The 24,242-nt window shown below is 33.8% G+C and carries 19 protein-coding genes; 8 read left to right on the plus strand and 11 right to left on the minus strand.

Annotation, left to right across the window (positions count from 1 at the left end; translation table 11 throughout):
- Positions 1 to 69: 69 nt before the first annotated feature.
- Positions 70 to 828 carry a phosphatase PAP2 family protein gene (locus NLJ00_RS16745; RefSeq protein ID WP_256634643.1) on the plus strand — a complete coding sequence of 253 codons (759 nt, stop codon included), beginning with the start codon at positions 70 to 72 and terminating at the stop codon, positions 826 to 828.
- Positions 829 to 898: 70 nt separating this feature from the next.
- On the opposite strand, the gene NLJ00_RS16750 is transcribed toward NLJ00_RS16745, so the two are convergent.
- The 6 genes from NLJ00_RS16750 to NLJ00_RS16775 all read right to left on the minus strand — a co-directional run bounded on the left by NLJ00_RS16750 (position 899) and on the right by NLJ00_RS16775 (position 9,044).
- Positions 899 to 1,783 (minus strand): diacylglycerol/lipid kinase family protein, encoded by an 885-nt coding sequence (locus tag NLJ00_RS16750; protein ID WP_256634644.1) that lies wholly within the window; start codon positions 1,781 to 1,783, stop codon positions 899 to 901.
- Entirely contained in the window at positions 1,783 to 3,741 is a 1,959-nt protein-coding gene (locus NLJ00_RS16755; protein WP_256634645.1) for an LTA synthase family protein, read from the minus strand. The genes NLJ00_RS16750 and NLJ00_RS16755 overlap by 1 nt, the downstream gene beginning before the upstream one ends.
- Before the next feature lie 75 nt (positions 3,742 to 3,816).
- On the minus strand, positions 3,817 to 6,228 hold the full coding sequence (locus tag NLJ00_RS16760) for a TonB-dependent receptor domain-containing protein (protein WP_256634646.1): 2,412 nt from the start codon (positions 6,226 to 6,228) through the stop codon (positions 3,817 to 3,819).
- 63 nt (positions 6,229 to 6,291) lie between these two features.
- The gene (locus NLJ00_RS16765) at positions 6,292 to 7,557 is read right to left on the minus strand and encodes a sensor histidine kinase (protein ID WP_256634647.1); all 1,266 of its coding nucleotides are present in this window, start codon (positions 7,555 to 7,557) and stop codon (positions 6,292 to 6,294) included.
- The gene (locus NLJ00_RS16770; RefSeq protein WP_057119489.1) at positions 7,550 to 8,227 is read right to left on the minus strand and encodes a response regulator transcription factor; all 678 of its coding nucleotides are present in this window, start codon (positions 8,225 to 8,227) and stop codon (positions 7,550 to 7,552) included. The genes NLJ00_RS16765 and NLJ00_RS16770 overlap by 8 nt, the downstream gene beginning before the upstream one ends.
- Positions 8,228 to 8,282: 55 nt before the next feature.
- Complete coding sequence (locus NLJ00_RS16775; RefSeq protein ID WP_256634648.1) at positions 8,283 to 9,044, minus strand: phosphatase PAP2 family protein; 762 nt, start codon at positions 9,042 to 9,044, stop codon at positions 8,283 to 8,285.
- A gap of 154 nt (positions 9,045 to 9,198) precedes the next feature.
- Between NLJ00_RS16775 and NLJ00_RS16780 the strand changes: the two genes are divergently transcribed.
- On the plus strand, positions 9,199 to 10,584 hold the full coding sequence (locus tag NLJ00_RS16780) for a leucine-rich repeat protein (RefSeq protein WP_256634649.1): 1,386 nt from the start codon (positions 9,199 to 9,201) through the stop codon (positions 10,582 to 10,584).
- 94 nt (positions 10,585 to 10,678) lie between these two features.
- Here the strand turns inward: NLJ00_RS16780 and NLJ00_RS16785 are convergent, their stop codons facing one another.
- Complete coding sequence (locus tag NLJ00_RS16785; protein ID WP_256634650.1) at positions 10,679 to 12,289, minus strand: class I SAM-dependent methyltransferase; 1,611 nt, start codon at positions 12,287 to 12,289, stop codon at positions 10,679 to 10,681.
- A 734-nt stretch (positions 12,290 to 13,023) separates the two neighbouring features.
- On the opposite strand from NLJ00_RS16785, the gene NLJ00_RS16790 reads away from it, so the two are divergent.
- The 3 genes from NLJ00_RS16790 to NLJ00_RS16800 all read left to right on the plus strand — a co-directional run bounded on the left by NLJ00_RS16790 (position 13,024) and on the right by NLJ00_RS16800 (position 18,622).
- Positions 13,024 to 16,206 carry a SusC/RagA family TonB-linked outer membrane protein gene (locus tag NLJ00_RS16790; RefSeq protein ID WP_256634651.1) on the plus strand — a complete coding sequence of 1,061 codons (3,183 nt, stop codon included), beginning with the start codon at positions 13,024 to 13,026 and terminating at the stop codon, positions 16,204 to 16,206.
- A gap of 12 nt (positions 16,207 to 16,218) precedes the next feature.
- Positions 16,219 to 17,643: a SusD/RagB family nutrient-binding outer membrane lipoprotein gene (locus NLJ00_RS16795; protein ID WP_180857830.1), complete on the plus strand. Its 1,425-nt coding sequence runs from the start codon at positions 16,219 to 16,221 to the stop codon at positions 17,641 to 17,643.
- A 376-nt stretch (positions 17,644 to 18,019) separates the two neighbouring features.
- Positions 18,020 to 18,622 (plus strand): murein L,D-transpeptidase catalytic domain-containing protein, encoded by a 603-nt coding sequence (locus NLJ00_RS16800; RefSeq protein WP_053470418.1) that lies wholly within the window; start codon positions 18,020 to 18,022, stop codon positions 18,620 to 18,622.
- Between the two features lie 217 nt (positions 18,623 to 18,839).
- On the opposite strand, the gene msrA is transcribed toward NLJ00_RS16800, so the two are convergent.
- The 4 genes from msrA to NLJ00_RS16820 all read right to left on the minus strand — a co-directional run bounded on the left by msrA (position 18,840) and on the right by NLJ00_RS16820 (position 21,328).
- Entirely contained in the window at positions 18,840 to 19,331 is a 492-nt protein-coding gene (gene msrA / locus NLJ00_RS16805) for a peptide-methionine (S)-S-oxide reductase MsrA (protein ID WP_180857829.1), read from the minus strand.
- Between the two features lie 135 nt (positions 19,332 to 19,466).
- Positions 19,467 to 20,345 carry a helix-turn-helix domain-containing protein gene (locus tag NLJ00_RS16810; protein ID WP_180857828.1) on the minus strand — a complete coding sequence of 293 codons (879 nt, stop codon included), beginning with the start codon at positions 20,343 to 20,345 and terminating at the stop codon, positions 19,467 to 19,469.
- A 6-nt stretch (positions 20,346 to 20,351) separates the two neighbouring features.
- Positions 20,352 to 20,819, minus strand: coding sequence for a nucleoside deaminase (locus NLJ00_RS16815; RefSeq protein ID WP_180857827.1), 468 nt, complete (start codon positions 20,817 to 20,819; stop codon positions 20,352 to 20,354).
- A 143-nt stretch (positions 20,820 to 20,962) separates the two neighbouring features.
- Entirely contained in the window at positions 20,963 to 21,328 is a 366-nt protein-coding gene (locus NLJ00_RS16820) for a DsrE family protein (RefSeq protein ID WP_053470424.1), read from the minus strand.
- 225 nt (positions 21,329 to 21,553) lie between these two features.
- Here NLJ00_RS16820 and NLJ00_RS16825 point away from each other — a divergent pair, with 225 nt between their 5' ends.
- The 3 genes from NLJ00_RS16825 to NLJ00_RS16835 all read left to right on the plus strand — a co-directional run bounded on the left by NLJ00_RS16825 (position 21,554) and on the right by NLJ00_RS16835 (position 24,237).
- Positions 21,554 to 22,642 (plus strand): NADH:flavin oxidoreductase, encoded by a 1,089-nt coding sequence (locus NLJ00_RS16825; protein WP_256634652.1) that lies wholly within the window; start codon positions 21,554 to 21,556, stop codon positions 22,640 to 22,642.
- Positions 22,643 to 22,669: 27 nt separating this feature from the next.
- On the plus strand, positions 22,670 to 23,551 hold the full coding sequence (locus NLJ00_RS16830; protein ID WP_256634653.1) for a helix-turn-helix transcriptional regulator: 882 nt from the start codon (positions 22,670 to 22,672) through the stop codon (positions 23,549 to 23,551).
- A 125-nt stretch (positions 23,552 to 23,676) separates the two neighbouring features.
- Positions 23,677 to 24,237: an NAD(P)H-dependent oxidoreductase gene (locus NLJ00_RS16835; protein WP_256634654.1), complete on the plus strand. Its 561-nt coding sequence runs from the start codon at positions 23,677 to 23,679 to the stop codon at positions 24,235 to 24,237.
- Positions 24,238 to 24,242 lie beyond the last annotated feature (5 nt).

A 24,242-nucleotide genomic window follows, 5' to 3' on the forward strand; every position in this document is an offset into this window, starting at 1 on the left:
TTCTATGAGGAAAAACTACGTTTATTTTAATCACCAAGCGTAATTATTAATTTCTAATTTTTATTTAAAATGGGAAAATCGTTCCTCTTATTTATTTTTGGTATGACTTCTATTTGTGCCCAAAACACAGTAAGTGATACAATTGCAGTGCAAGACACTGTACACAATTTAAAGTTTAACTACAAACAATTGATCATTCCAAGCGTTCTTATTGGTTATGGTTTTATTGGCTTAGAAAGCGACCAGCTTAAAACTTATAATGCACAAATTAAGGAAGAAGTAAATGAAGATATTGATCACAAAATCTCTATTGATGATTTCTCGCAATGGGCGCCAGCGGCTTCTGTATACGGCTTAAACGCTTTGGGCATAAAAGGAAAAAATAATTTGAAAGACCGTTCTATTATTTTAGCAAGTTCTTATTTAATGATGAGCGCTTCGGTATTTGCTTTAAAAAATATTACTAAAGTAGAAAGACCGGACGGATCGTCTAACAATTCTTTTCCTTCAGGACATACTGCCACTGCTTTTGCCGGAGCCGAATTTATGTATCAGGAATACAAAGACCAATCGATTTGGTATGGTATTGCAGGATATGCGGTCGCGACAGGAACGGGACTTTTTAGAATGTACAATGATAGACACTGGCTTACAGATGTTGTGGCAGGTGCAGGAATTGGAATTTTAAGTACAAAAGCGGCATACTGGATGTATCCGTATTTGCAGAATAAAGTTTTTAAATCTTCAAAAGAAAACAAAACTACATCGATGATTATGCCTTTTTATAACGGAAAAGAATTGGGCTGCAGCTTTGTGAGACAATTTTAAATCAGACTTTAAAACAAAAAAATATTCCATAGAGAGAATTAAAAAAAGTTCTTTCTATGGAATTATATTTTTATAAATCTACTAAAACGTTGAGTGCTCCGGGCAGTATTTTTATGTTTAATTTATTTGTTTTTAAATTATGCTGTTCTCCGTCAATTTGAGAATCGATAAAGATTTTTGACGGCATTTCAATTTGAATTTCTTTTACTAAAAAGTGCTGTGCTTTTTTGAATTTTTCGATTGAATTTCGAAGTACATTAAATCCCAGCATTATTTTTTCTAAAAAAGACAATTTCGGAATTACAATCATATCCAATAATCCATCCTGAAGACTTGCTTTTGGAGTAAGGCTCATATTGTAACCCATTTCGTTAGAATTGGATATAAACAACATCAGCGGATTTATTTCAAGCATTTGATTGTCAAAATGCACAATCGTTTTTTGAGTTTTAAATTCTAAACTCGAAGACATTGCCGCTTTAATATAAGCCGGAAGTGTTCTTTTTCCTGCTCGTTCGTATTTTTTAATAATAAGCGCATCGATGCCAATACCCATATTACTAAAAAAGTATTTATCATTTACTTGTCCCACATCCATTGCAGTCGCATGACCTTTTTTAATGATAGCAATTGCTTTATCAAAATCTCTTGGAATATTCAAATTAGAAGCTAATCCGTTTCCTGAACCTACAGGAACAATTCCTAATTTTATGGAAGTTCCTATAAGTGAAGAAGCTACTTCATTTATCGTTCCGTCTCCGCCGCATGCAATTATATAATCTGGATTTTGTGCAATGGCAGTTTTTGTGAGTTCTATTGCATGCTTTTTTTGATTTGTATAATCAACCTCAATTTTATATTTATCTTTAGGAAACTGGCTTAAGATATAAGAAGCAGACAAATTATGTTTGCCGCTTCCGGAAATTGGGTTGATTATAAAATGAATGTAAATCATTATTGTAAAAGTTTATTTGTAAATAGGAAATCGGCGGTTTGGTACCACGAAATGGTTTCTTCTAAAAAAGACTGATCTATTGGAAGTGATTTCAAACTATTGTCTTCTTTATTCCAGGAATAAAACGCCTGCTTTTTCTGATCTGATAAAATCATTACTTTATCTTTTTTCATTAAAACTAATTTTCGATAGGTTCCCATTAAGGCGCGTTGTTCAAATTGAGAATCCAAAACATTTTTTCCAAAAAAATCAGATTCATAATTCCAATGAAATAATGAAAAAAGCGTAGGCCATAAATCAATTTGAGAACATTGCTGCGCTATTTTCTGATTTTGATTTTCGGGTAAATTAACAATGAAGGCAGGAATATGATAGTTTGCTACATCAATTTCATCTTTTCCGGCACTGCTCGCACAATGATCTGCAATTATTACAAAAACAGTATTTTTAAACCAAGGTTTTGTCTGGGCTTTTCTGAATAATTCTTTCAGTGCAAAATCAGTATATTTTACAGCACCTTCACGACTTGTTCCAGAAGGAATATCAATTTTTCCCGAAGGATAAGTAAAAGGCCTATGATTAGATGTTGTCATTACAAAATTAAAAAATGGCTTTCCGGTTTTGTATTGTGAATCGGCTACTTTTAGCATTTTATTAAAAATGTCTTCATCGCAAATTCCCCACGCATTTTCAAAAGTTACTTCATTGTCGTTGATGTTATTACGAACCGTTTTGATCTCATCGCTTAATACACTTCCGCGTCCGCGATCATAAATATTAAAACCGTTTCCTCCAAAATACGCATTCATATTATCAAAATATCCGTCGCCGCCGTAGAAAAAATTACAATCGTATTTTCTGGATTTGAAAACGCTGCAAACCGTATACAAATTCTGATTATCAGGTCTTTTTACAATACTTTGACCCGGCGTAGGCGGAATACACAAAGTCACGGCTTCCATTCCTCTCACGGTTCTGGTTCCTGTGGCATATAAATTTTCAAAGAAAATGCTCTTTTGGGCAAGACTGTCCAGAAAAGGAGTGATATTTTCTTTATTTCCAAATTCTTTCAAAAAACTTCCGCTCAGACTTTCTACCAAAACAAAGACAACATTTTTATTTTCAAGAGATGGAATGCTGTCTGTAATTTTTCTATGAATAGAATAATCGTTTCTGGTATAAATGGAATTAGGATCGGCTAATTTCTTTTTAATAAGTCCAAAAGCTTTATCATTAGGAATGGAAGTATAGAAATCAACATATTTCATTTGGTTGTTTCTAAAAGCTGCAAAAAAAGAATAAATACCGGATTTTGATATTTCTGAATTGTATCTGTTTTGAGACCATTCTGCCTGATTATTGGTAATAAAGAAACCAAAAAATAAAGCAACGACAATGGTAGATAACAGAACTGAAAGTCTCGTTTTTAAATTTGCTTTAGACGTAAACGTAGTTGTAAAAGCACCTATTTTATAAAAAATAAACAGAAATACAAAAGTGAGCAGTAATACGCCGCCAATTAAAACGGGCAGGGGATACGACTGTTGAATGTTAGCTACAACTTCATGCGTATATATAAGATAATCAACGGATATGAAATTAAATCTTGTTTTAAATTCATCCCAAAATGTCAATTCGGCAAAAAAAGTAAAAACAAGAATAAAAACGGTTAAGGATGTAAAAAAGTAAATTAAGATTTTATCTAAAAAAGAACCAACCCATTTATTTGGCATTACAGTATAATACAATACACTGCAAATGGAAATGAATGCAACAGTACCAAAATCAAAGAAAAGACCTGTTAGCAAGGTTCTTAAAACATCGATAATATTCCACGAAACTTCACTATGCTGCCAAAGGAAAAAGGAAATTCTTAAAAATTGAGATAGTATTAAAAACCAAAAAATAAAATGCATCAACAGTGAATATCTGCCGAACTTTGAAGATAATTTATTCATAATTATTATTTAACATTCGTGTGCAAATTTTATATTGCAATTCTGAATTAATTTTGAATTTCATTTTGGATACCGTTAAAACTTGTAACTGTATCCAAAACGAACGACTTGTGTTTCATAATAATCCTTGCTCGTGTAGCGGAATCCTTCGCCTTGAATTTCTTTTTTGATTACCAGCGTATTGAAGATATCTGTGGAATTTAAAAATATTTCGCCTTTTCCTTTCTGCACTATCTTTTTTACACCCAAATCTGTAGAAAATCGCGAATCCATTTTTCCCTGCGGAATTATATCAGGTGCGAGATATACCATAGAAACCTGCCCGGAAAGTGTTTTATTGAATAAAAAGGTATTGTTCCATTTTACATTTCCCGAAGTTATTTCCTGAAGACTGCCCGTATAAGTTGACGGAACTGGATATAAATTGGTGACCGTAAAGGCATCGATTGTATTTTTATATATGTTTCCATTGATATTAAAAGAATACCACGAATTGATTTCTTTTGCGTAAACAATCTCGGCACCAAAAGAGGAACTCTCCAATGCATTTTGAAATACGTTATAAATCAAAGAACTGCCGGGAACTGTAGTCGCGATTCGGGTAATAGTTCCATTGATAACGCGGTAGTACAAAGAGGTTAAAAAATACCCTTTGTTAAAATCGGTTTTATAACCTACTTCAAACGCGCTTGTATATTGAGGGCGCAGGGCTGGGTTTCCTACTTTAATAATTTCGGCATCATCATATTTTGGAAAAATTCGAATATCGACTTCATTAGGTCTGTCTACACGGCGGTTATAAAAAGCGGTGAATTTGTTTTTATCATCAATTTTATAAGCCAGTTTAACACTTGGGAAAGGTTCTGTATAATTATACCCGTTGCTTTTATAAGTAGGATGATTTGGATTTACATCGTACTTAAGATCAACATATTCGTAACGAAGCCCCAGTTCTGCTTCAATTCTTTCACTTTCATAAATGTAACTTCCATAAACAGCTGGAATGATTTCTTTGTAAGTGGCCCAGCCTCCGGCATTTGCATCAATTGGAGAATTTTCTCCCGGAAAAAACTGCATATTGGTAGGAATCTCTCTGTTTCTAAATTTAATTCCGGTTTCAAAACGTCCGTATTTTAATGGCTGTACATAATCTAAATTAAGGTCGATTACTTTTTCATCCGAAAGCAGTTTAAAAGCATCTTGTCCTCTAGATGCTGGCAGAATATTATCAAAGAAATATTTTTCATCTTCCTGATGATACGTATAATTAATTCCTGCATTTAATTTACGCCCAGCCTGTTTGAATTTATGCTGATAAGAACCGCTTACCATAACGGTTGTTTTAAGCTCATCTTCTAAAAATTGCCACAAACGCAAACGCTCTGAATTATCCTGATTAAAAAAGGGTTCGTCTCCGTGATCCATAATTTTTTCACGACCATAAAGACCAGAAAAAGAAAAAGTATTTCGGTCATTATAATTCCAGTCAATTCCGGTTTTAAGCGTAGTAAAATGTGTATCCCGATTTCGCTTTGTCTGTTGATTAATTATGCTGCCATCGTCATAAGTTCTGGTAACAAATTCATTTTTGTTAAGTGTTTCTGTATAGAGATAATCGGCTTGTAAATAAGCATTTATTTTATCTTTTCTGTAGTTTAGCGAAAGGCTCGGATTAATTTTAGGCGTCACTTTATATTGAGGTCTTATCGTTGGCAAATTCGCCTGACGCTCCCATAAAGCTCCGTATCCCGAACTAATTCCTATTTTTCCGTTTAAGCCGTCTTGTTTGTTTTTTTTGTAAATAATATTGATGATTCCGGCATTTCCGTTGGCATCATATTTAGAAGATGGATTGTTTATAATTTCAATTTTTTCGATAGCAGAAGCGGGAATGTTATCCAGCCCAGATTGATTTCCAAATCCTGTTAAAGCAGTTTGTTTACCATCAATTAAAATGGTGACTTTATCATTTCCTCTTAATTGTACTTTTCCGTTTTGAACGGTAACTCCGGGTAAATTCTGCATGGATTGTAAAACAGAACCTCCGCTTTGCGTAATATTATCGGCAACAGCAAAAACTTTTTTATCTAATGTTACGGGATTTTGCTGTGTTTTTGAACTCACAACAACTTCTGATAAAGTATTGATATCTTCTTGAATTTCAATGTTTCCAAGATCTAAATAATCAGAAAGACTGCCCACAAATAAAGTTTGTGATTTGGTTTTAAAACCAACAACGCTTACTTCTAAAATGTAGTTTCCTGAATTTACAGCTGCAATAGTAAAACGTCCGTCTTCGCCGCTGACGGTGCCAAAGAAAATTTTAGAATCTTTTGAAGATTTTAAAACCACATTAGCATAAGGTATTGCAATTTTAGAATTATTGTCTTTTACAATTCCGGAAATGGTTACCGATTTTTTTTGGGCGGATAACTGCAGTACTATTATCAATAGAAAAGATAACAGTAATATTGTTTTTGATTTCATTTGTACTATTTAAAAAAAGAATAGTACAAAGCTCATAACCGATTCTGTAGGAAGTTTGAATTTTTAAAATTTCACCTCGAAAATATGCAGATTCTCATTAAAATAATATTGAATTTCCCAGTGATTGATTTCGCATATCTTTTTAATGATCGCCAATCCGAGTCCGTTTCCCTGTGAAGAAGGGTTTACTTTAGAAAAACGATTGAAAATATTTTCTGCTGCTAAGGCTGTTTCCTGACCTGTGTTTGTAAACCGAAGGGTATTGTTTTCTATTAGAATATTTATTATGCCATTTTTTTTATTATGACGAATTGCATTTAGGAATAAATTATTTAATAACACTTCTGCTAATGTTGCATTTCCCTGAACGCTTAAAGTATCTTTAAATTCAGTTTGAATGGTCAGGTTTTTAGCTTTGGCCTGTTCTGTAAAAAAGTCCAGATGTTTCTCAAAATACTCATTTAAACTAATGGTATTTTTTTCGAGATAACTATCATTATCAATTTTAGAAAGTAATAAAAGGTTTTTATTCAGTCTGTTAAGTCTTGATACATCTTTATTTAAAGAACCAACTAAAGTCGATTGTTCTTCGTTTAATTCTAATTGCTGCAGAATGTCTATTTTGGTTTGGAATAATGCTAAAGGCGTTTGAAGTTCATGCGCTGCATTTTCTACAAATTCGCGCTGGCTTTTATAAATGGCCGTATTTTTTTCGATTAAACTTTCGAGACTTTTATTTAATCGCGCAAATTCGTCGATATCGGTTGGAATAAAATGAGGCGGATTATTTTTATCAATTTCAAAATCTTCTATCTGACTTAATGTGTTGTAAAAAGGTTTCCAGATTATTTTTGCTGATCTTTTTGAAATCCAGATTATTCCGGTAAGTAAAATGATGATGATAAACAGAAACATAACGGCTACACTAAAAACCATTCCTTCCATTTCAACCAAATTTCGCTTTTCTATATAGGTGTATCTTTTTCCGTTTATATCAACCGGAGCATACAATATTCTAAACGGTTCTTTTTCATTGGCTAAAGCTTCAAAGATCATTTTACCTACAATAGAATCTTTTGTTACACCCATATCTTTAACAATAGATATATTAGGATTGTATTTGTTCCAGGCGGCAATATCATTAGCAGTGTAATTGTTGTGGCTTTCGTTTACAAAAGCGCCTTTATGAAAAAGCAGTACTTCATCGGTTTCATAAACATACAGCCACTGACAGATATAATAAAATACCGGTGCAGCTATCAATAATATGATAACGGCATATAAAAGAAAGCTGTTGGTTGTTTTGCGAAGTAGTTTTTTGTTATTCATTTTCCCATTTATAACCTAAACCGTATACTGTTTTGATATAATCGCCACTGCCGGCCTGTGTGAGTTTCTTTTTTAGGTTTTTAATATGTGCATATATAAAATCATGATTGTCAAGCATGTCTGCCATATCGCCAGAAAGATGTTCTGCAATTGACGATTTAGATAATACCTTATTTTCGTTGCCAATTAAAAAGAGGAGTAAATCCAGTTCTTTTTTGGTAATATCCAGTTTTATATCATTTACAAAAACGGTCTTTGAGAAAATTTCGATGACAATTTCATTGAATGTGATACTGTTACTTCCTTTAAAATTCTTGCGGCGAATAAGCGCCTGCATTCTCACCAAAAGTTCAGCAAGATGAAAAGGTTTGGTAAGATAATCATCTGCGCCGAGATTAAATCCTTCTAAACGTGTTTCCAGATTTTCTTTTGCCGAAATGATAATAACACCTTCTGTTTTATTCTTCGCTTTTAGTTCTTTTAATATATCAAATCCGTCACCATCAGGCAGCATTAAATCCAGCAGAATACAATCGTAATCATAGCTGTCGATTTTGCTGAGTGCCAAATCATAATTTTCGGCCGTTTCACATTGAACGCCATTTGTTTTAAAGTACTCTTTGATGCTTTGTGCAATTTCTTGCTCATCTTCAATAATAAGAATTTTCATGCCGCAATTTACAAATGAATTTTGAAGAAAATCTGAATATTAATATCCTGTAAACCTAAAATGTTTTGAAATAGCAGATTGTCAAATTTCTGCCATCATAAGATGGAGTTATAAAAGACATTGATTTTTTTCGTTCTCCATGCCATAATTTTCTTGTAATATAGGGATTTACCCAATAGGCAATTTTGGTACTCAAAATTCCAATTCCGGCACCTGCGGCAACATCTGTAAGCCAGTGTCTGTTATTGTACATACGAAATATTCCGGTTCCAGTCGCAATGGCATAACCCGCAACGCCGTACCATATTGATTTGTCTTTATATTCCTGATATAAAAATTCTGCTCCTGCAAAAGCAATGGCGGTATGACCTGACGGAAATGAATTGTTTGAAGTTCCATCCGGACGCTCCACATTACTGAGTGATTTTAAAGCAAAAACAGTTCCCACATTTATAATCGTTGAAGTGATTAAAATTACAGAACGGTCGCGCATATTATTTTTTCCTTCAACACCAAACGCGTTGAGTGCGTAAACAGAAACTGCGGGAACATATCGAGAAAAATCATCTATCGAAACCTTACGATCAATATCCTCTGTAAATTCGTCGCGTATTTGATTATTGAAACTTTTTATCTGTCCGCTTTCATTTCCCCAAAAACCATATCCAATTAAAATTCCGGGAATGATCAATTGTTTGTAATTGAAACGTATGTTTTTTACGGTATCAGTTATTATAGAATCCTTTGGCACAGTATTTTGCCCAAAGACAGAACAAGTCAAAAACGGTAACAGAACTAAAAGAATAATTTTCCTCATCAAAATGATTTATTTAGAATTATAAAATTAGGGTTTTTATTATAAATGAAATTTAATTAAAATATACTCATTTATAGTGATTTTTTTGATTTAGTCAAAAATTAACTTTGCTCCGGCTTTAATGCTGCCCTATTTAAAAACAAAAAGAAACATTATGAGATTTTATTTAAAAGGATTTATATTTTTGATGCTGACTTCGCTATTATTTTCGTGTAATAAAGAGGAAGAAACTGATCCCAACAATTCGGCAGATTTATCAATTGCCGTTACGACCAGTTCAAATAACCCAATTGCAAATACCAATTTGACATTTACGCTAACTGCAGCGAATGCCGGACCATTAGATGCTGCAAAAATCCAAGTAGTAAGCAAAATTCCTGCCGGCTATACATTTGTTAATGCAGAATCATCTGCCGGAACTTATAATGAACAAACAGGTGTCTGGTCTATAGGTGAGTTGAGTAATGGCGCAGCTGCTACATTAACGATTCATGTAAAAATCAATGCATCAGGTGAATACAATACAAAAGCGGTAATTTCTGCAGAGCAGACAGATTTAATAACCGCTAATAATGAAATCACAACCGTAGTAAATGTAAAACCTCTTACAGATGACCTTTTATTTACATACGAAATAGTACAGGGAGCAAACCCGGAAGTTATTATTACAGGATTGTCTCAACTTTGGAAAGATTTATCTCTTTCGTCAAAATATGATTTGACCATACCAGCCAAGATAGAAGGATATCCGGTTACAAAAATTGGTGCTCACGCATTTGAAAGTCAAACAGAAATTAGCAGTATTACGATTTCTAACGGAGTTACAACTATAGGGGAATATGCTTTTGTGTTTTGCGATAATTTAACAGCCGTTTCAATACCAAACAGCGTTACCAGTATCAAGCAATATGCATTTAAAAGCTGTCCGGGTTTATCCCATATTGATGTTCCGGATACAGTTGAAGAGATTGGTAATGGTGCTTTTATAGATTGTATTAACTTAACAAGTTTTGCAATACCTAACAATTTGAATTCTTTAGGAGATGTCGTTTTTTTAAATTGCCCTCTTGTTGATTTTACTTTAAAATCCAATTCTTATTTTAGTGTAATTGATGGAGTATTGTTTAATAAAGAAGTTACGGTATTGCGATATTTTCCAAGTGCTAAATCATCCGATGCCTATGCAATACCCGAAGGCGTTACAATGATAGAAATAGCAGCTTTTGCATATGCTGCAAAACTAACAGAAATTACGATTCCTGAAAGTCTTACAACAATTCAGCAAAATGCATTTGCTTACTGTACCGCTTTAAAAACCCTTACAATCCCAAAAAATGTTGTTCAAATCTCTTTCTTTGCTTTTAGCTATAATACGAATTTAACAAGTGTAACAATCAATTCAACTACTCCTCCAACTACTGACAGGCCTTTTCTGAATTGTAAAAACCTTAAAGAAATAAAAGTACCAAATGCTTCTTTAGAAGTTTATAAAACAAATGCAGGCTGGTCTATTTATCAAGATATTTTAGTGGCTCAATAATTTTTTCAGGATTAAATTAATCATACATGAATTATTAATTGTTAATTGTTAATTATAAATTGTGAATTAAGAACTAACAATTTATAATTAACAATTAAAAACCTCCTTTCAATAAATTAATACTAACCGTAGCAATATCAGCTTCCGGAAACCTTTTAAAAATAGCTTTATCGGGAAATAATCCGGCTTCTGAAGCGACATCATTAAAAACATCAATTTCAATAATATATTGATCCGAAAAACCATGAGTTGCGTCGTAAGCTGTTGCAGGCGTTTTTCCTAAATTTTGGGATGCGAGTTTTGGATTTATAGTATGTAATTCAATTAAAAGCAAACCAAATTTGCGTACATACGGCGACCATTTTTGTAAATGTTCTAAGAGATTATCTTCGACCAAATTGTTGCTGATTCTTTTTCCTCTGTAAGCAAATGCTCCCGTAGATTTACTAACTCTGTTTTCGTCAATGTGCTGTGGATCTTTCCAAATTCGGTTGTGATCTAAAAAAGTTCTTACGTTAAGCAAATCTTTCAAATCGATATTATAATTCTCTCTCAAATCATCCGAAAGAACATCAGGGCGTCCAATATCTCCCCAAATTACTTTTGCCCAAATATCTGCTTTTATAAGATTGGCTCTCGTAACTTTTAGAGCAGCCTGATTATAATCGGCACCAACGAGAAATAGGGGATATTCATCGAGCATTTCGCCTCGCAAGGTTTGTCTGTCGATTACTTCAAAAATATGTTCCAGAAATGCGCCATTACCGCAGCCCATATCAAGAATTCCTTTTGGCTGTTGTTCAATTGGCAGGTTAAAAAGTTTAATGATAATCTCATCAACAACTTTAAAATAAGTGTCGTGAGCGCCGCCGCTTCCCCAAACATTCATTTCACGATCCACGTGAATTTCGTTTTCGCCATCGGCTATCATTCTTAAAACGGCCGGATCGCCAAAAATTAATTCTTCAATTTTGGCAAATGTCGGCAGGTAAGAAACCGTAACGCCGTAAGCGCTGGCTCGTTTTGCAAAAAACAAACCCGTTTCTGTAAATTGGTAATTGCCGTTTTTTTCCAGAAACCAACCCAGATGTACAAAAAAGTCTAATATTTTTTTGAAATTTTCAGGAGATTTATGAAATTCTTCGGGTCTGAAAGAAGTCTCCATAAAATATTTATGAAACATTCCGTTCATGGCCAAACGCACAATTGTCGGTCCGATTAAATAACCTTCAACATGTTTTAAAATTTGTTCCTGAATGCTATTTTTCAAAGGATCATCAGAAGGTTCGATTCCGTAATTCTTTTTATATTTTTCAAAAATAAGATTGAGTTTTTCAAACGGAACATCTTCAAAAAGACGTGGATGAAACTGAATGGAAAACTGAAGCAGATCGACAGCATCTTCATAAAGATAAAACAGCGAAAAAGCAGTTTCGGTCTTTTCATTTACAGCGATTGTAATTTCCTGCGTTTTATTATCAACATCATAATCCAGAAATCCCTGAGAAGCTAAAATTCTCAAACCCACATTTAAATATCCTTCATTTGCTTTAAAAAAAGTTACCAATTCTGATAACTGAACTTGTTTTTTGTTTAAGATAAATTCCAAAACTGCATGCTTTTTTAATGCTATTGCTACAGGAGCAGTCGCTAATCCGTCAAGATGTCTGAAAATGGAGCTTCGAAGTTGTGCTTTATCGATCATAGTACGAGAGTAAATGTGTACTAAAAATAGTGATTTTTTTTAACTGTAAACTCATCGTCATATAGTAAAAAAATAAAACAAAGATATCAGCTAGTCTTGCTGCTTGACCTGTTTCTGCAATTGTTGAGTTTACAAGCCTTATGAAAATGGATTCCTGATTGTGCATTAAACTATACGTTTGAAAAAAATCATTCAATTTTTATTACTATTTAATTGTTTAGTAAAACGGTTTAGCTTTTTCAGGTTTAAAACGCGATTATGTAAACAATGGTTAAATTAATTTAGAAAAAATCTTACACGGTAAAAAAATGCGGATAACTATTAACTGTCTTGTTTTTAGGTGTTTAAAAATATAGTAAAATATAATTAACATTTTTTTTGCAAAAAGAACAGTTAAAATTTTTGATTTAAAATTTTTAATTTACTTTTGTTCTATCGAATTAGTAGAGTTTATTGTATTTGCTGATGTTACAAATATTTTAATCACAAATTAGCAGAAATTTTCTATAAGATGAAACCTAAAAGGTTGAACCAAAATACGATACAGGCCAATTAAAATAATAATAATCAAAAAAAAATAAAAATGAAAAAACGAATGCGTTGCAGATAAAAAAAAACCATCTCTGTTGCAGCAGAAATGGTGAAGCTTAAAGAAATTGTACATCTCTATAAGGAAGCGAAAATGGAATAAATCTGTTTTCGGCTCGCCTTATTTTTTAAACCAAAACAAAGTAATGAAAAAAAAATTAAATAGATATACATGGATATGTATTTTGTTGATTTCCATAGGGATTAAGGCTCAGGAAACGAAACCTTTAATCCAGTCAAAACTTGAAGGAACAGTAATAGATGCTGTTACAAAGGAGCCTGTTATTGGGGCTTCGGTAAATATTAAAGGTACTACACACGGTGTTTTGACAGATTTTGATGGGAAGTTTTTTTTCCAAACCGGACAAAAATTTCCTTATACCTTAGTAGTAAGTTTCCTTGGATATAAAAAAGCAGAAACTGTAGTTACTCAAAACGCAGTTGTTATTGGCCTTGAACAAGAACAAAACCAATTATCAGAAGTTGTAGTTACTGCTTTAGGTATTTCTAAAGAAAAAAAATCTTTAGGATATACTACTCAATCCCTTAAAAACAAGGAAATTGTAGATACTAAAGAAACTAACTTTTTAAATAATCTTACGGGTAAACTGGCAGGTGTGCGTATCACCAATTCACAAGGAGATATGGGATCTTCACGTATTATTATTCGTGGAGAAACTTCTATTGCAGGAAATAACCAGCCATTATTTGTGGTTGATGGAGTTCCGGTAGACAACTCTCAGTTAGGAAGTGTTGGTGGAGCAACCCGTGATTTTAAAAACGCAATTGCCGATTTAAATCCGCAGGATATTGAATCACTAACTGTATTAAAAGGCCCGAATGCTGCGGCACTTTACGGATCACGTGCGGCGCATGGTGTCGTACTTATCACAACAAAATCTGGTAAAAACCAAAAAGGACTTGGTATCAGCTTTAGTACTGGTATCACAATTTCTCAGGTGACTACTTTGCCTCGTTTTCAAAATTCATTTGGACAAGGTTCAAACGGAAGATTCAGCTTTGTAGATGGTAAAGGAGGCGGAATTAATGATGGTGTTGATGAAAGCTGGGGACCAAGACTAGACGGACGTCTTATTCCTCAATTTTATTCAAATGGAGAAGCGGTGCCTTTTGTGGCTCATCCTGATAACGTTAAAGATTTCTTTAATACGGGTGTTACTTATGATAATAGTGTTTCGGTTGCAAAATCAGATGAAAAATCAGATTTCCGTTTAGGCGTAAACAACCAAAAACAATTAGGAACAGTGCCTAACAGTGAAGTAAATAAAACAAACGTTAGTATTAATTCTAATTACCAAATTTCTAAAAATATTAAAGTAGGAGTAACGGGTAACTATATTGTTACAGATGCTCCGGCTTTACCGGGAGGTCCATCTGGTAACCGTGCTGCGGGTGTAATGCTTCAGTTTATCTGGTTCGGACGTCAGGTTGATATCAATCAGCTTCAAAATAACAGAAACGTAAACTGGAATAACAGTTACTACAGCAACCCATATTGGAATGCTTATTATAATACTACAAGTCAGCAGCGTAACCGTATAATTGGAGATATCCATTTAGATGCAAAGCTTGCAGAAGGACTTAATTTTAGATTCCGTACCGGAATTGATTACTATAATGATCGTAGAAAATACAAGATTAAATATGGTACAAACGGAACTCCTTTTGGATCGTATGCTGAAGATGCTTACACGGTAAGCGAACAAAATACAGAAGGTATTTTTACTTATACTAAAAAACTAAGTGATGACTTTACTGTAGATGCTCTTGGAGGATTCAACGTTCGTACACACAGTGATGCAAACAATTATCAAAAAGCACCACGTTTAGCCGTACCGGATTTATATACTATAACAAACTCAAGAGATCCGTTGACTGCATCAAACTCTTATTCAAGATTGAAAGTATATAGTGCTTATGCATCGGCTCAGTTTGGTTATAAAAACTATGCTTATTTAAACCTTACAGCTCGTAATGACTGGTCATCTACATTACCAAGCAGTAACCGTTCTTATTTTTATCCTTCTGTTAACGGAAGTTTGATTTTATCTGAGGCTTTAAATTTGAAAAGCAATACACTTGATTTCTTAAAAGTACGTGGAGGCTGGTCTGAAGTAGGTAATGATGCAGATCCGTATCAATTGTCTACAGTTTACAATTTCCAAACTGCATTTGACGGAAACCCGATTCAAACTTCTTCACAGAAAAAATTGAATGAGAATCTGAAACCGGAAACTACTCGTTCTACAGAAGTTGGTTTAGAAGCTTCTTTCTGGAAAAACAGATTGCATTTTGATGCGGCTTATTATAACACAAATAGTTTTGACCAGATTTTAGAAATCAAAACAACAGCTTCAAGCGGTTACAATTCGCAATTAATCAATGCTGGAAAAATAAACAACCGTGGTATCGAACTTCAATTAGATGGAAACCCAATTCAAACTGAAAATTTCAAATGGAATGTGGCTTTAAATTATTCTAAGAATAAAAGTGAAGTAAAGATTTTGGATTATGACAGACAAATTCAAAACTATACAATAGGTACTTCTGGAGGTGTTGATGTATTAGCATCAGTTGGGCAGGCTTACGGAGCACTTTATGGAACTGCTTATTTACGTGACGCAAACGGAAATATTGTAGTTGGTGCAAACGGATTACCAAAAGCTGATCCGCAAAAAAGAGTATTAGGACATTATACTCCAGACTGGATTGGTGGAATTACGAATACAATAACGTATAAAAACCTTGAATTATCTTTCTTAGTTGATGCAAGTGTAGGAGGAGAGCTTTTCTCAGGAACTAACAGAACTGGTAATTATACAGGAGTATTAGCCCAAACGCTTCCGGGTCGTGGTGCTGAAAATGGCGGATTAAATTACTATTTGGCAGGTACTACAAAAACCTTATTGCCAGCAGGTGCAAGTGCACCAGGTGGAGCTACGGTATACGATGATGGTATGATTTTTAACGGTGTTTATGCTGATGGAACTCCAAATACTCAGGTACTTAGTGCACAGGAATATTACAAAGCATCATACAATATCAGCGAAGCATACATTTACAGCTCAACTTTTGTAAAATTAAGAGAAGTAAAACTGACTTACAATGTAGATAAAAAACTGGCTAGAAAAATTGGATTTGATGGAGCAAGCATTACTGCTGCAGGTCGTAACTTGTTCTTTATTTACAAAGATGCACCAAATATTGATCCTGAAACGGCTTTCAATACAGGAAATGCTCAGGGATTGGAGAGTTTAGCGCTGCCAACAACCAGAAATTTCAGCCTTAATTTAAATCTTAAATTTTAAAAACACGAAATCATGCTAAAAAGAATAGCTTATATAACTCTATTTGCATTGACACTGACCTCATGCAGTGATGATTTGGATGAGATTAACAAAAATCCAAATGCAACAGAAACTCCGTTAGCACCTTACTTATTAACGGGAACATTAAAACAAGGAGCTGACTTATACTGGGGATCAACAAATAATTTTGACTCGTCTTTATTATTTGTGCAGCATTGGGCTAAAATCCAATATACAGAACCGGATAGATTTGATGTGTCTAATGCTTCTTTCACTACTTTGTGGAATACTGGTTACGCCACTTTAATTACAGACTTGAACACCATTTTGAATTTCCCGGCAGATCAGGCCAATTCAAATTATAAAGGAATTGCATTAACGTTACGTTCATGGACTTTTTTATTGTTGACAGATGCTTACGGAAGTATTCCGTATAAAGAAGCTGGTCAAAAAGTAACTCCTGCATATAATACTCAAAAAGAAGTTTATACAGGATTACTTGAAGATTTGAAACAAGCACAGACTTTACTAAATACAGCAAACGGAACTGTAACAGGTGATTTGGTTTACAAAGGTGACATTACAAAATGGAAAAAACTGGTAAATTCACTTCGTTTGCGTATCGCTTTGAGAATTTCAGACAGAGAACCTGCTTTAGCAAAACAAGCTGCAATTGACGCAACAAGCGATGCTGCAGGAGTTTTAAGCAGTAACAGCGATACTTTTAAGTTTACTTATACAAGTTCGCCGCAGCAAAATCCGGCTTCGGCTTGGTTTGAAACTCGTGATGATTACCGTATTTCAAAAACATTAGTTGATAAATTAAATGAATTAGCAGATCCGCGTTTGCCTGTTTATGCTCAATTGCCATCAGATGCAACTGTAGGTAAATATGTTGGAGGTGCTAACGGATTATCAAATAGTGATGCTAATAGTCAGGGTTTTGCTAAAACATCAAAACCGGGAACTTACTTCCTGACATCTTCATCGCCGGCTGTAATTGCTTCTTATTCTGAAACATTATTTAATCTTGCAGAAGCTGTAGCTCGTGGCTATATTTCCGGAAATGCAGAACAACTTTATAATGATGCCATTACGGCTTCGTTCAATCAGTTTGGTATTACAAATGCAGCGACTATTTCTACTTATCTTAATCAGGCAGTTGTAAAATACGATGCTTCAAATTATGCTAAATCAATTGGTACACAAAAATGGATTGCATTCTACGGACAAGGTCTTGATGCTTTTACAGAATGGAGAAGATTAGATTTTCCAGTATTAACTGCTGGTCCTGCTACGGTTTTAGACGGAAAAATCCCTTCTCGTTTCTTCTATCCCGGAACAGAGCAATCGCTAAATGGTGCTAGTTATCAAGCTGCAATTGCTGTACAAGGAAAAGACTTATTGACTACGAAACTTTGGTTTGACGTAAAATAAGCGGAATGAATTACGGAAAATGATTCTTTAAAATAAATTTTCCAATAAAAATTTAAAAAAATTAAAACGGTTGTAAAGAAAAACTTTACAACCGTTTTTTATTTTTTAGTAATATAAAAAAGCAGTTAAAACCAGTAAAAACGGGAGGTTTGGAAAAAAATAAGCTTGCTAAAATATTACTTTTAGGAATTATTTTTCTAAAATATTTTATGATAAGTATCATTATTTCAGATATTTATAATATATTTAACATTAGAAACATGGGAATTATATAAAATTTGTACATAATTTTGCAAGGTCAAAGATCAAAAGGAAGAATATAATTTTTGGCAACTCAAATCCCAAATTTGCTGTTAAACTAACTTTATTGCTATTTATGAGAATATTTTTTGTAGCACTTCTTCTTTCATTAAGTTCCTTTACTACCTACAACGTAACGGATAAGAAAGACATTTTAAGTGAGGTTGAATTAGTAAGGCTAAATGACCATGTAAAGGAAGTCAAATCTTTTACAGCTTCGAACTATGGCTACAGCAGGAAAATAGCTTTCCTGGTAGACATGAAAATCAAATCCGGAAAAAATCGTTTTTTTGTTTACGATCTTGAAAATGAAAGAATCATTGATCAGGGACTTGTTGCACACGGTTCTGGTTCAGAAACCGGAATTAAAGGCGATATACTGCAATTTAGTAATATGCCAAATTCTAACTGTACTTCACTTGGACGCTATTCTGTAGAGAAGTCTTATAAAGGAGTTTTTGGAAAAGCCTTTAGACTTGCAGGTTTAGATGACACTAACAGCAACGCTTTAAAAAGAGCTATTGTACTGCACTGCTATAAAGAAGTTCCAGATGAAGAAAAAGAATATTACATTATAAACAGCCACGGCTGCCCAATGGTAAGCGAAGTTTTCTTTAAAAGACTTGAAAAAATAATAGACAGTTCTGATTCTAAAATCATGCTTTCTGTTTACTATTAATCAAAGAATTCAAAATAATTTAGCTGCATAGCTGTAGTGCGTTAATAAACGATAAACAAAAAAAGAGCTTTTTAAAAGCTCTTTTTTTGTTTATTAAGTTGGTCCCTGACTGCGATTTTAATTGTGTCATAAAAATGTCTATTGTTTTTCTGAAAACAGATAAAACAAAATTCTATATTACGATTAGATTTATTTTTAGATCAATACGAATAGCTCTTTACAAAAAAGTACCAAACCTTTCAAAATGACAAGTGTAGCCATTAGGATTTTTCACCAAATAATCCTGATGATATTCTTCTGCAGGCCAGAATTTTGTAAAAGGTTCAAGTGTAGTAACCACTTTTCCCTGCCATCTTCCTGAGTCTTCAACTACTTTAATGATCTCTTTCGCAGTTTCTTCTTCTTCTTTGTCCTGAATAAATATAGCAGATCTGTAACTTTCTCCAATATCATTTCCCTGTCGATTCATAGTTCTGGGATCATGCACTCTGTAAAAATAATCTAAAAGTTCACTGTATGATGTTTCGGCCGGATCGTACACAATTTCCAGACCTTCTGCATGTCCGGGATGATTAGCGTATGTTGGATTTTCATTACTTCCTCCTAAATAGCCAACCTGAGTATCTTTAACGCCGGGACGTACTCGGAATAAATCTTCCATTCCCCAAAAACATCCTCCAGCGATGTAGGCTTTTTTTAAATTTTCCATATTTTATATATCAAATAAAGTGTTATTAGTCTGTGCGGTTATTTCTCTTTAAAAATGAAGCTAAAGATAAACCACTAATTCCAGATAAAGTTACTAAATATGATACTAAAATTGAAATCCAAAAGATAAATTCAATCAGGATGCTCCTCGATTAAAACCTATCGTATCTCTGTAAATTTGAGGAGAGATATCGGTTTTACCTTTAAAAACCCTGCTGAAATAATATTCATCATCGTAACCCAGTTCGTAGGCAATTTCTTTAACAGTTTTGTTTGTGAGATATAATTCCCTTTTGGCTTCAACAATAATTCGTTCCGTAATCAAATCGGAGAGCGTCATGTTAAAATGATTTTTTGCAGTTCGGGCAAGAACAGTTGGGGTTACATGCAGCATGTCTGCGTAATCGCTTGCAGAATGTTTTGTTCTAAAATTATCTTCAATCGCGTTTCTCAAATTCTGAATAATAAGCGTTTGTTTTTCATTGCCATTTACATTCTCAATAGATTGCTGTTCGAGTTTTATTCTCGTTGCCAACACTAAAAATATTTTCAAATAAGAAACCAAAACCTCGTCTTTTCTCAAAGCATCAACTTTCAATTCATTGACAATTTCTCTCACGATATTCATCAATGTTTGTTTGTTATTTTGATCCAGAAGAATAAATGGCTGCTGATAAATATTGTTGAATAAAATTCCGTTAGCCGCAATCTCTTTATGATGCCTGTAAATACAGAAAAAATCATGATGAAACTGAATAGAAATACCCGTTAATGTTCCTTCAGAAGCCAGCATAAAAGGCTGATAAGGATAAAAAGCAAACAAAGTATTTTCATGAAAAGCATATTCGCAAAGATCAACTTTTGCTACTCCTTCTCCAGAAGTAATAATAATAACAGTAAAATAATTATTTCGCTGAATATGATCAAAATAACTGCTGTTATCAAATTCAAATATCTTGAATGATAAATTTCCATTTTGCTGGTTAACAAGCGTATATACAGATTGTGAAAGCATGGTATTTTATTTTTTGCTTAATAATTCTAAAAATTGAGCATTAAGTGCATTACATTCTTCAATACAAACATCTCGTATAATTTTTGGTTTATTTCCCCATTTTGGAATATCCTCAGTAGAAAGTATACTAAATTGAGAAGTTAATCCACCAATATAAGGAACTGCTGTACCGTATACAATTTCAGCAATTTTATGATGGCGAATCATATACGAACACATAATACAAGGTTCGTGCGTCGTGTACATTGATGTTAGTTGTAGTTTATCTGAATAACCATTTTTTATAGCAGATCTGATTGCCATTATTTCTGCATGATTGGTAATATCTCCAGTCGATTTTCCAGATTCAATTCCGGTACCAATTATTTCTCCATCCAATACAATAACAGCACCAACCGGTGGATTTCCATTTGCCAAAGCAGTTTTAGCAAGATCTAAACATTGATGCATATAATATTGAAAATCCTCTTGCATAATTTTATAACTTAATTTTTTTATTGATGTATTTCCAGCAATGCTAAATTACTTAAAAACAAGCATTTTTTGATAACGGTTTGTATATGTAAAAAAATTAAAACTGCCCTCTATCAAAATAAGAAGGCAGTTTATAAGATATTTTAGAAAATCAAAAGATCGTAACCTTCGTTTCTAAGATTAAGGAAACTTGGCAGACCAGGAGTTCCAGGTACTTCATTGTCATTTAATAGGTCATAACCAGATATTTCGGTACCAAATACGGCAACACAACCTTTAGAAAGGCCATGAACATGATCTTTTACTTCTTTATAAAGTCCATAAACCGGATGATCTTCTTTTTCAAGTTGTTCAGGCCATCTTATACCAGCACCCTGAAAAATAATTTTTACATCTTCATTTGCATGTTTGAATTCATATGCTGATGCTAAAGCATTGAATACACGTCCTAGAGCTTCTTCTGAACCAGCTTTGGGATCAGATAGAATAATAATTGCTGTTTTTTTCATTTTGATTAAATTTTATTAACAAGGCAAAGATCAGACGACAGTGCCTGCTAAAGAATGGAGAAAATTTACTTTATAATGGAGAATTTTTTCTCCTGTAAATTCTTTAAAAGTCTAGGTTTAAAACGTCCATCATAAAGTAAAAATCATCCATTTTTCTCTATTGATTATCTCGGCAACTTTGCATCGGTAATAACTCACATAAGTAGAACTTTAAAAAATAACAATATGTCTGTTTCTGATTTATTTAAACCCCTTACGTTGCTGCATGGTCCGGCAATGAGAAACCGTTTCATGCTCGCACCATTAACAAGCCAGCAAAGTGAATTTGATGGCACAGCATCCGAATTCGATCAATATTGGATGGAACAATTGGCACAAAGTGGTTACGGATTGATTCAAACTAGTGCCTCTACAGTAGAAGCGGGAGGTATCGCGTTTGAAAGACAATTAGGTATTCACAGCGATCATCATTTACCTGGACTTAGTAAAATGGCGTCGGCTATTCGTGATGGCGGTGCGTTGTCTGCGGTTCAGTTGCATCACGCCGGACATCGTGCAAAACCTTCAATAGGAGGAATCCCAGCTCCAGCTTCAGGAAAAACAGTAGAAGGAATCAAAGCAATTACAACTGAAGAAGTAGAGCGAATTCGTGACAGTTTCATCGCTGCAGCAAAAAGAGCTCAATTGGCAGGATTTGACGGAATCTCCGTTCATGGTGCTTTCGGCTGGATTCTTTCAGAATTTATGTCACCAAACTTAAACGATCGAACAGATAAATACGGTGGAAGTCTGGAAAATAGAGCTCGTTTTACTATTGAAGTTATTGAAGGAATTCGAAAAGCCTGCGGTCCTAATTTCCAAATTGGATGGCGATTATCTATTGAACGTTACGGATTGCTTTTGGAAGAATTAAGAGAAGTTACCGCTGATATTTTTGATCGTGAATTAATTGATTATTTAGATTTAGCTTTGTGGGATTCGGCTCAAATTGTTCGTGAAGGAACTTTTAAAGGAAAAACCATGTTGAGTGTTTTTACAGAACTTCCGCGAAAAGGAGTTCGTTTGGGTGCAGCAGGAAAAATTATGAGTGCGCAGCGTGCCGGAGAACTTCTCGATGAAGGCTGTGATTTTGTACTGATTGCACGTGCAGCCATTTTGCAGCGTGATTTTCCGCTTCAAGTAAAAGCAAACCCAATGTACGATAGTCCACAGCTGCCTGTAATGGCTGATTATTTGCGACAAGGAGGATTGAGTGAACGCTTTATTGAAACGATGCGTGGATGGCAGACTTTTGTAAAGGCGGGTTCGTTGTAAAAGATTAATAACTAATGATATGCTATCATGAATCATCTTAACTGCAATACAATTATAAAAGAAAGTCCCGATGTATTGTCTTGGAATGAAGATATTTATCTCTTTCATTACAAACAGCCTGAAGAAATAAAAAGAGCCAATATGTGTGTACATATGAATCTCGTTAGTGTTGTATTAGAGGGAACAAAAGAAATTTTGAATCATGGGAGTAAAATTGTTGTTCCTGCAGGTTCTGGTTATTTTATGAAAAGAGGCTCTTATTTAGTTACAGATAAAGTTGAAGATCCCGATAAAGGGTATGAATCCATTATCATTTTTTTCTCAGACGAATGGCTGCGTTCTCAAGTTGACAATGTATTAGGAAATGTAAATGAAGCTTTTTCAGGAAAATTTTCTCCATGCAGAAGTGATATGGCACTTCTTCCGGCAGATGAATTGATGTGCGCTTTAATAACGCAGCTTAAAACTTGTTTGACATTAAACACAGATCCTAAACGTTTAGAATCTATTTTACCTCTAAAAATTCGTGAATTGTTTCAAATTTTAATCTCTGCACCCGAAGGACATCATTTTGAAGCACAATTGCGAAGTCTAGATACACACTTAAATCCCGATTTGGTGCAGTTAATGCAAAGCCATTACAAGGAAAATATTTCTATGGAACAATATGCGTTTCTGGCTAATTGCAGTTTGTCAACCTTTAAACGCAAATTCAGTCAGACTTTTAAAATGAATCCCGGAAAATGGATTATAGAACGAAGATTAGAAGAAGCCTATAATTTGCTAAGATCTGAAATGAACATTACAGAAATCGCATATGAAGTTGGTTTTGAAACTCCTGCACATTTTATAGCTTCCTTCAAACAAAAATATAGAAATACTCCAAAACAGCTTCAGCAAAAACTTTAATCTTTTTTGATTCTAAACTTTACAGGATATTTTTTGAACTTCTGATGAAATTGGCAACTATAATATCCAGCTAATTTTGGCTTAGAAAAACAAAATATTTATTAATTGCATAATTTCAATTTAAAATGAAAAAGACATTGATTATCGTTACACACCCTGATATAAATAACTCAGTGATAAACAAAAAATGGGTTAACGAATTAGAAAAATTTCCTGAAAGATTTCATATTCACCAATTACATCAAGTTTATCCTGATCAGCAATTTGATATAGCGGCAGAACAAAAATTAGTTGAAGAACACGATCATATCATTTTTCAGTTCCCATATTATTGGTATTATGGTCCTGCATTATTAAAAAAATGGTTAGACGAAGTTCTTACACACGGTTGGGCATATGGCAGTTCAAGTGGCTTTAAATTTAGAGGGAAGAAAGTGGCATTGGCTATTTCATTAGGATTAAAAGAAGAACATTTACAACGCGGAACGCCCTTAAAGTTTAATATTAAGGATTTAACCACTCCCTATGAAGCACTATTTGATTGGATAAAAGCCGATTACCAACCACTTTTTGCTTACTACGGAATGACTTTTGAGCCTTCAGAAGAATGGATCGAAAGGAGTGTTCCCTTATATCTTGATTTTCTGGATCGCTTTAATTCTGAGAATGATGACAGAAATATATAATTAGT

Source organism: Flavobacterium panici (assembly GCF_024499525.1).
GTDB classification, from domain to species: domain Bacteria; phylum Bacteroidota; class Bacteroidia; order Flavobacteriales; family Flavobacteriaceae; genus Flavobacterium; species Flavobacterium panici.

What these genes read in the sequence shown, in the direction of transcription:
- NLJ00_RS16745 (WP_256634643.1), top strand. Translation starts at nt 70, where the DNA reads ATGGGAAAATCGTTCCTCTTATTTATTTTTGGTATGACTTCTATTTGT.
- NLJ00_RS16750 (WP_256634644.1), bottom strand. Translation starts at nt 1,783, where the DNA reads ATGATTTACATTCATTTTATAATCAACCCAATTTCCGGAAGCGGCAAA.
- NLJ00_RS16755 (WP_256634645.1), bottom strand. Translation starts at nt 3,741, where the DNA reads ATGAATAAATTATCTTCAAAGTTCGGCAGATATTCACTGTTGATGCAT.
- NLJ00_RS16760 (WP_256634646.1), bottom strand. Translation starts at nt 6,228, where the DNA reads ATGAAATCAAAAACAATATTACTGTTATCTTTTCTATTGATAATAGTA.
- NLJ00_RS16765 (WP_256634647.1), bottom strand. Translation starts at nt 7,557, where the DNA reads ATGAATAACAAAAAACTACTTCGCAAAACAACCAACAGCTTTCTTTTA.
- NLJ00_RS16770 (WP_057119489.1), bottom strand. Translation starts at nt 8,227, where the DNA reads ATGAAAATTCTTATTATTGAAGATGAGCAAGAAATTGCACAAAGCATC.
- NLJ00_RS16775 (WP_256634648.1), bottom strand. Translation starts at nt 9,044, where the DNA reads ATGAGGAAAATTATTCTTTTAGTTCTGTTACCGTTTTTGACTTGTTCT.
- NLJ00_RS16780 (WP_256634649.1), top strand. Translation starts at nt 9,199, where the DNA reads ATGAGATTTTATTTAAAAGGATTTATATTTTTGATGCTGACTTCGCTA.
- NLJ00_RS16785 (WP_256634650.1), bottom strand. Translation starts at nt 12,289, where the DNA reads ATGATCGATAAAGCACAACTTCGAAGCTCCATTTTCAGACATCTTGAC.
- NLJ00_RS16790 (WP_256634651.1), top strand. Translation starts at nt 13,024, where the DNA reads ATGAAAAAAAAATTAAATAGATATACATGGATATGTATTTTGTTGATT.
- NLJ00_RS16795 (WP_180857830.1), top strand. Translation starts at nt 16,219, where the DNA reads ATGCTAAAAAGAATAGCTTATATAACTCTATTTGCATTGACACTGACC.
- NLJ00_RS16800 (WP_053470418.1), top strand. Translation starts at nt 18,020, where the DNA reads ATGAGAATATTTTTTGTAGCACTTCTTCTTTCATTAAGTTCCTTTACT.
- msrA (WP_180857829.1), bottom strand. Translation starts at nt 19,331, where the DNA reads ATGGAAAATTTAAAAAAAGCCTACATCGCTGGAGGATGTTTTTGGGGA.
- NLJ00_RS16810 (WP_180857828.1), bottom strand. Translation starts at nt 20,345, where the DNA reads ATGCTTTCACAATCTGTATATACGCTTGTTAACCAGCAAAATGGAAAT.
- NLJ00_RS16815 (WP_180857827.1), bottom strand. Translation starts at nt 20,819, where the DNA reads ATGCAAGAGGATTTTCAATATTATATGCATCAATGTTTAGATCTTGCT.
- NLJ00_RS16820 (WP_053470424.1), bottom strand. Translation starts at nt 21,328, where the DNA reads ATGAAAAAAACAGCAATTATTATTCTATCTGATCCCAAAGCTGGTTCA.
- NLJ00_RS16825 (WP_256634652.1), top strand. Translation starts at nt 21,554, where the DNA reads ATGTCTGTTTCTGATTTATTTAAACCCCTTACGTTGCTGCATGGTCCG.
- NLJ00_RS16830 (WP_256634653.1), top strand. Translation starts at nt 22,670, where the DNA reads ATGAATCATCTTAACTGCAATACAATTATAAAAGAAAGTCCCGATGTA.
- NLJ00_RS16835 (WP_256634654.1), top strand. Translation starts at nt 23,677, where the DNA reads ATGAAAAAGACATTGATTATCGTTACACACCCTGATATAAATAACTCA.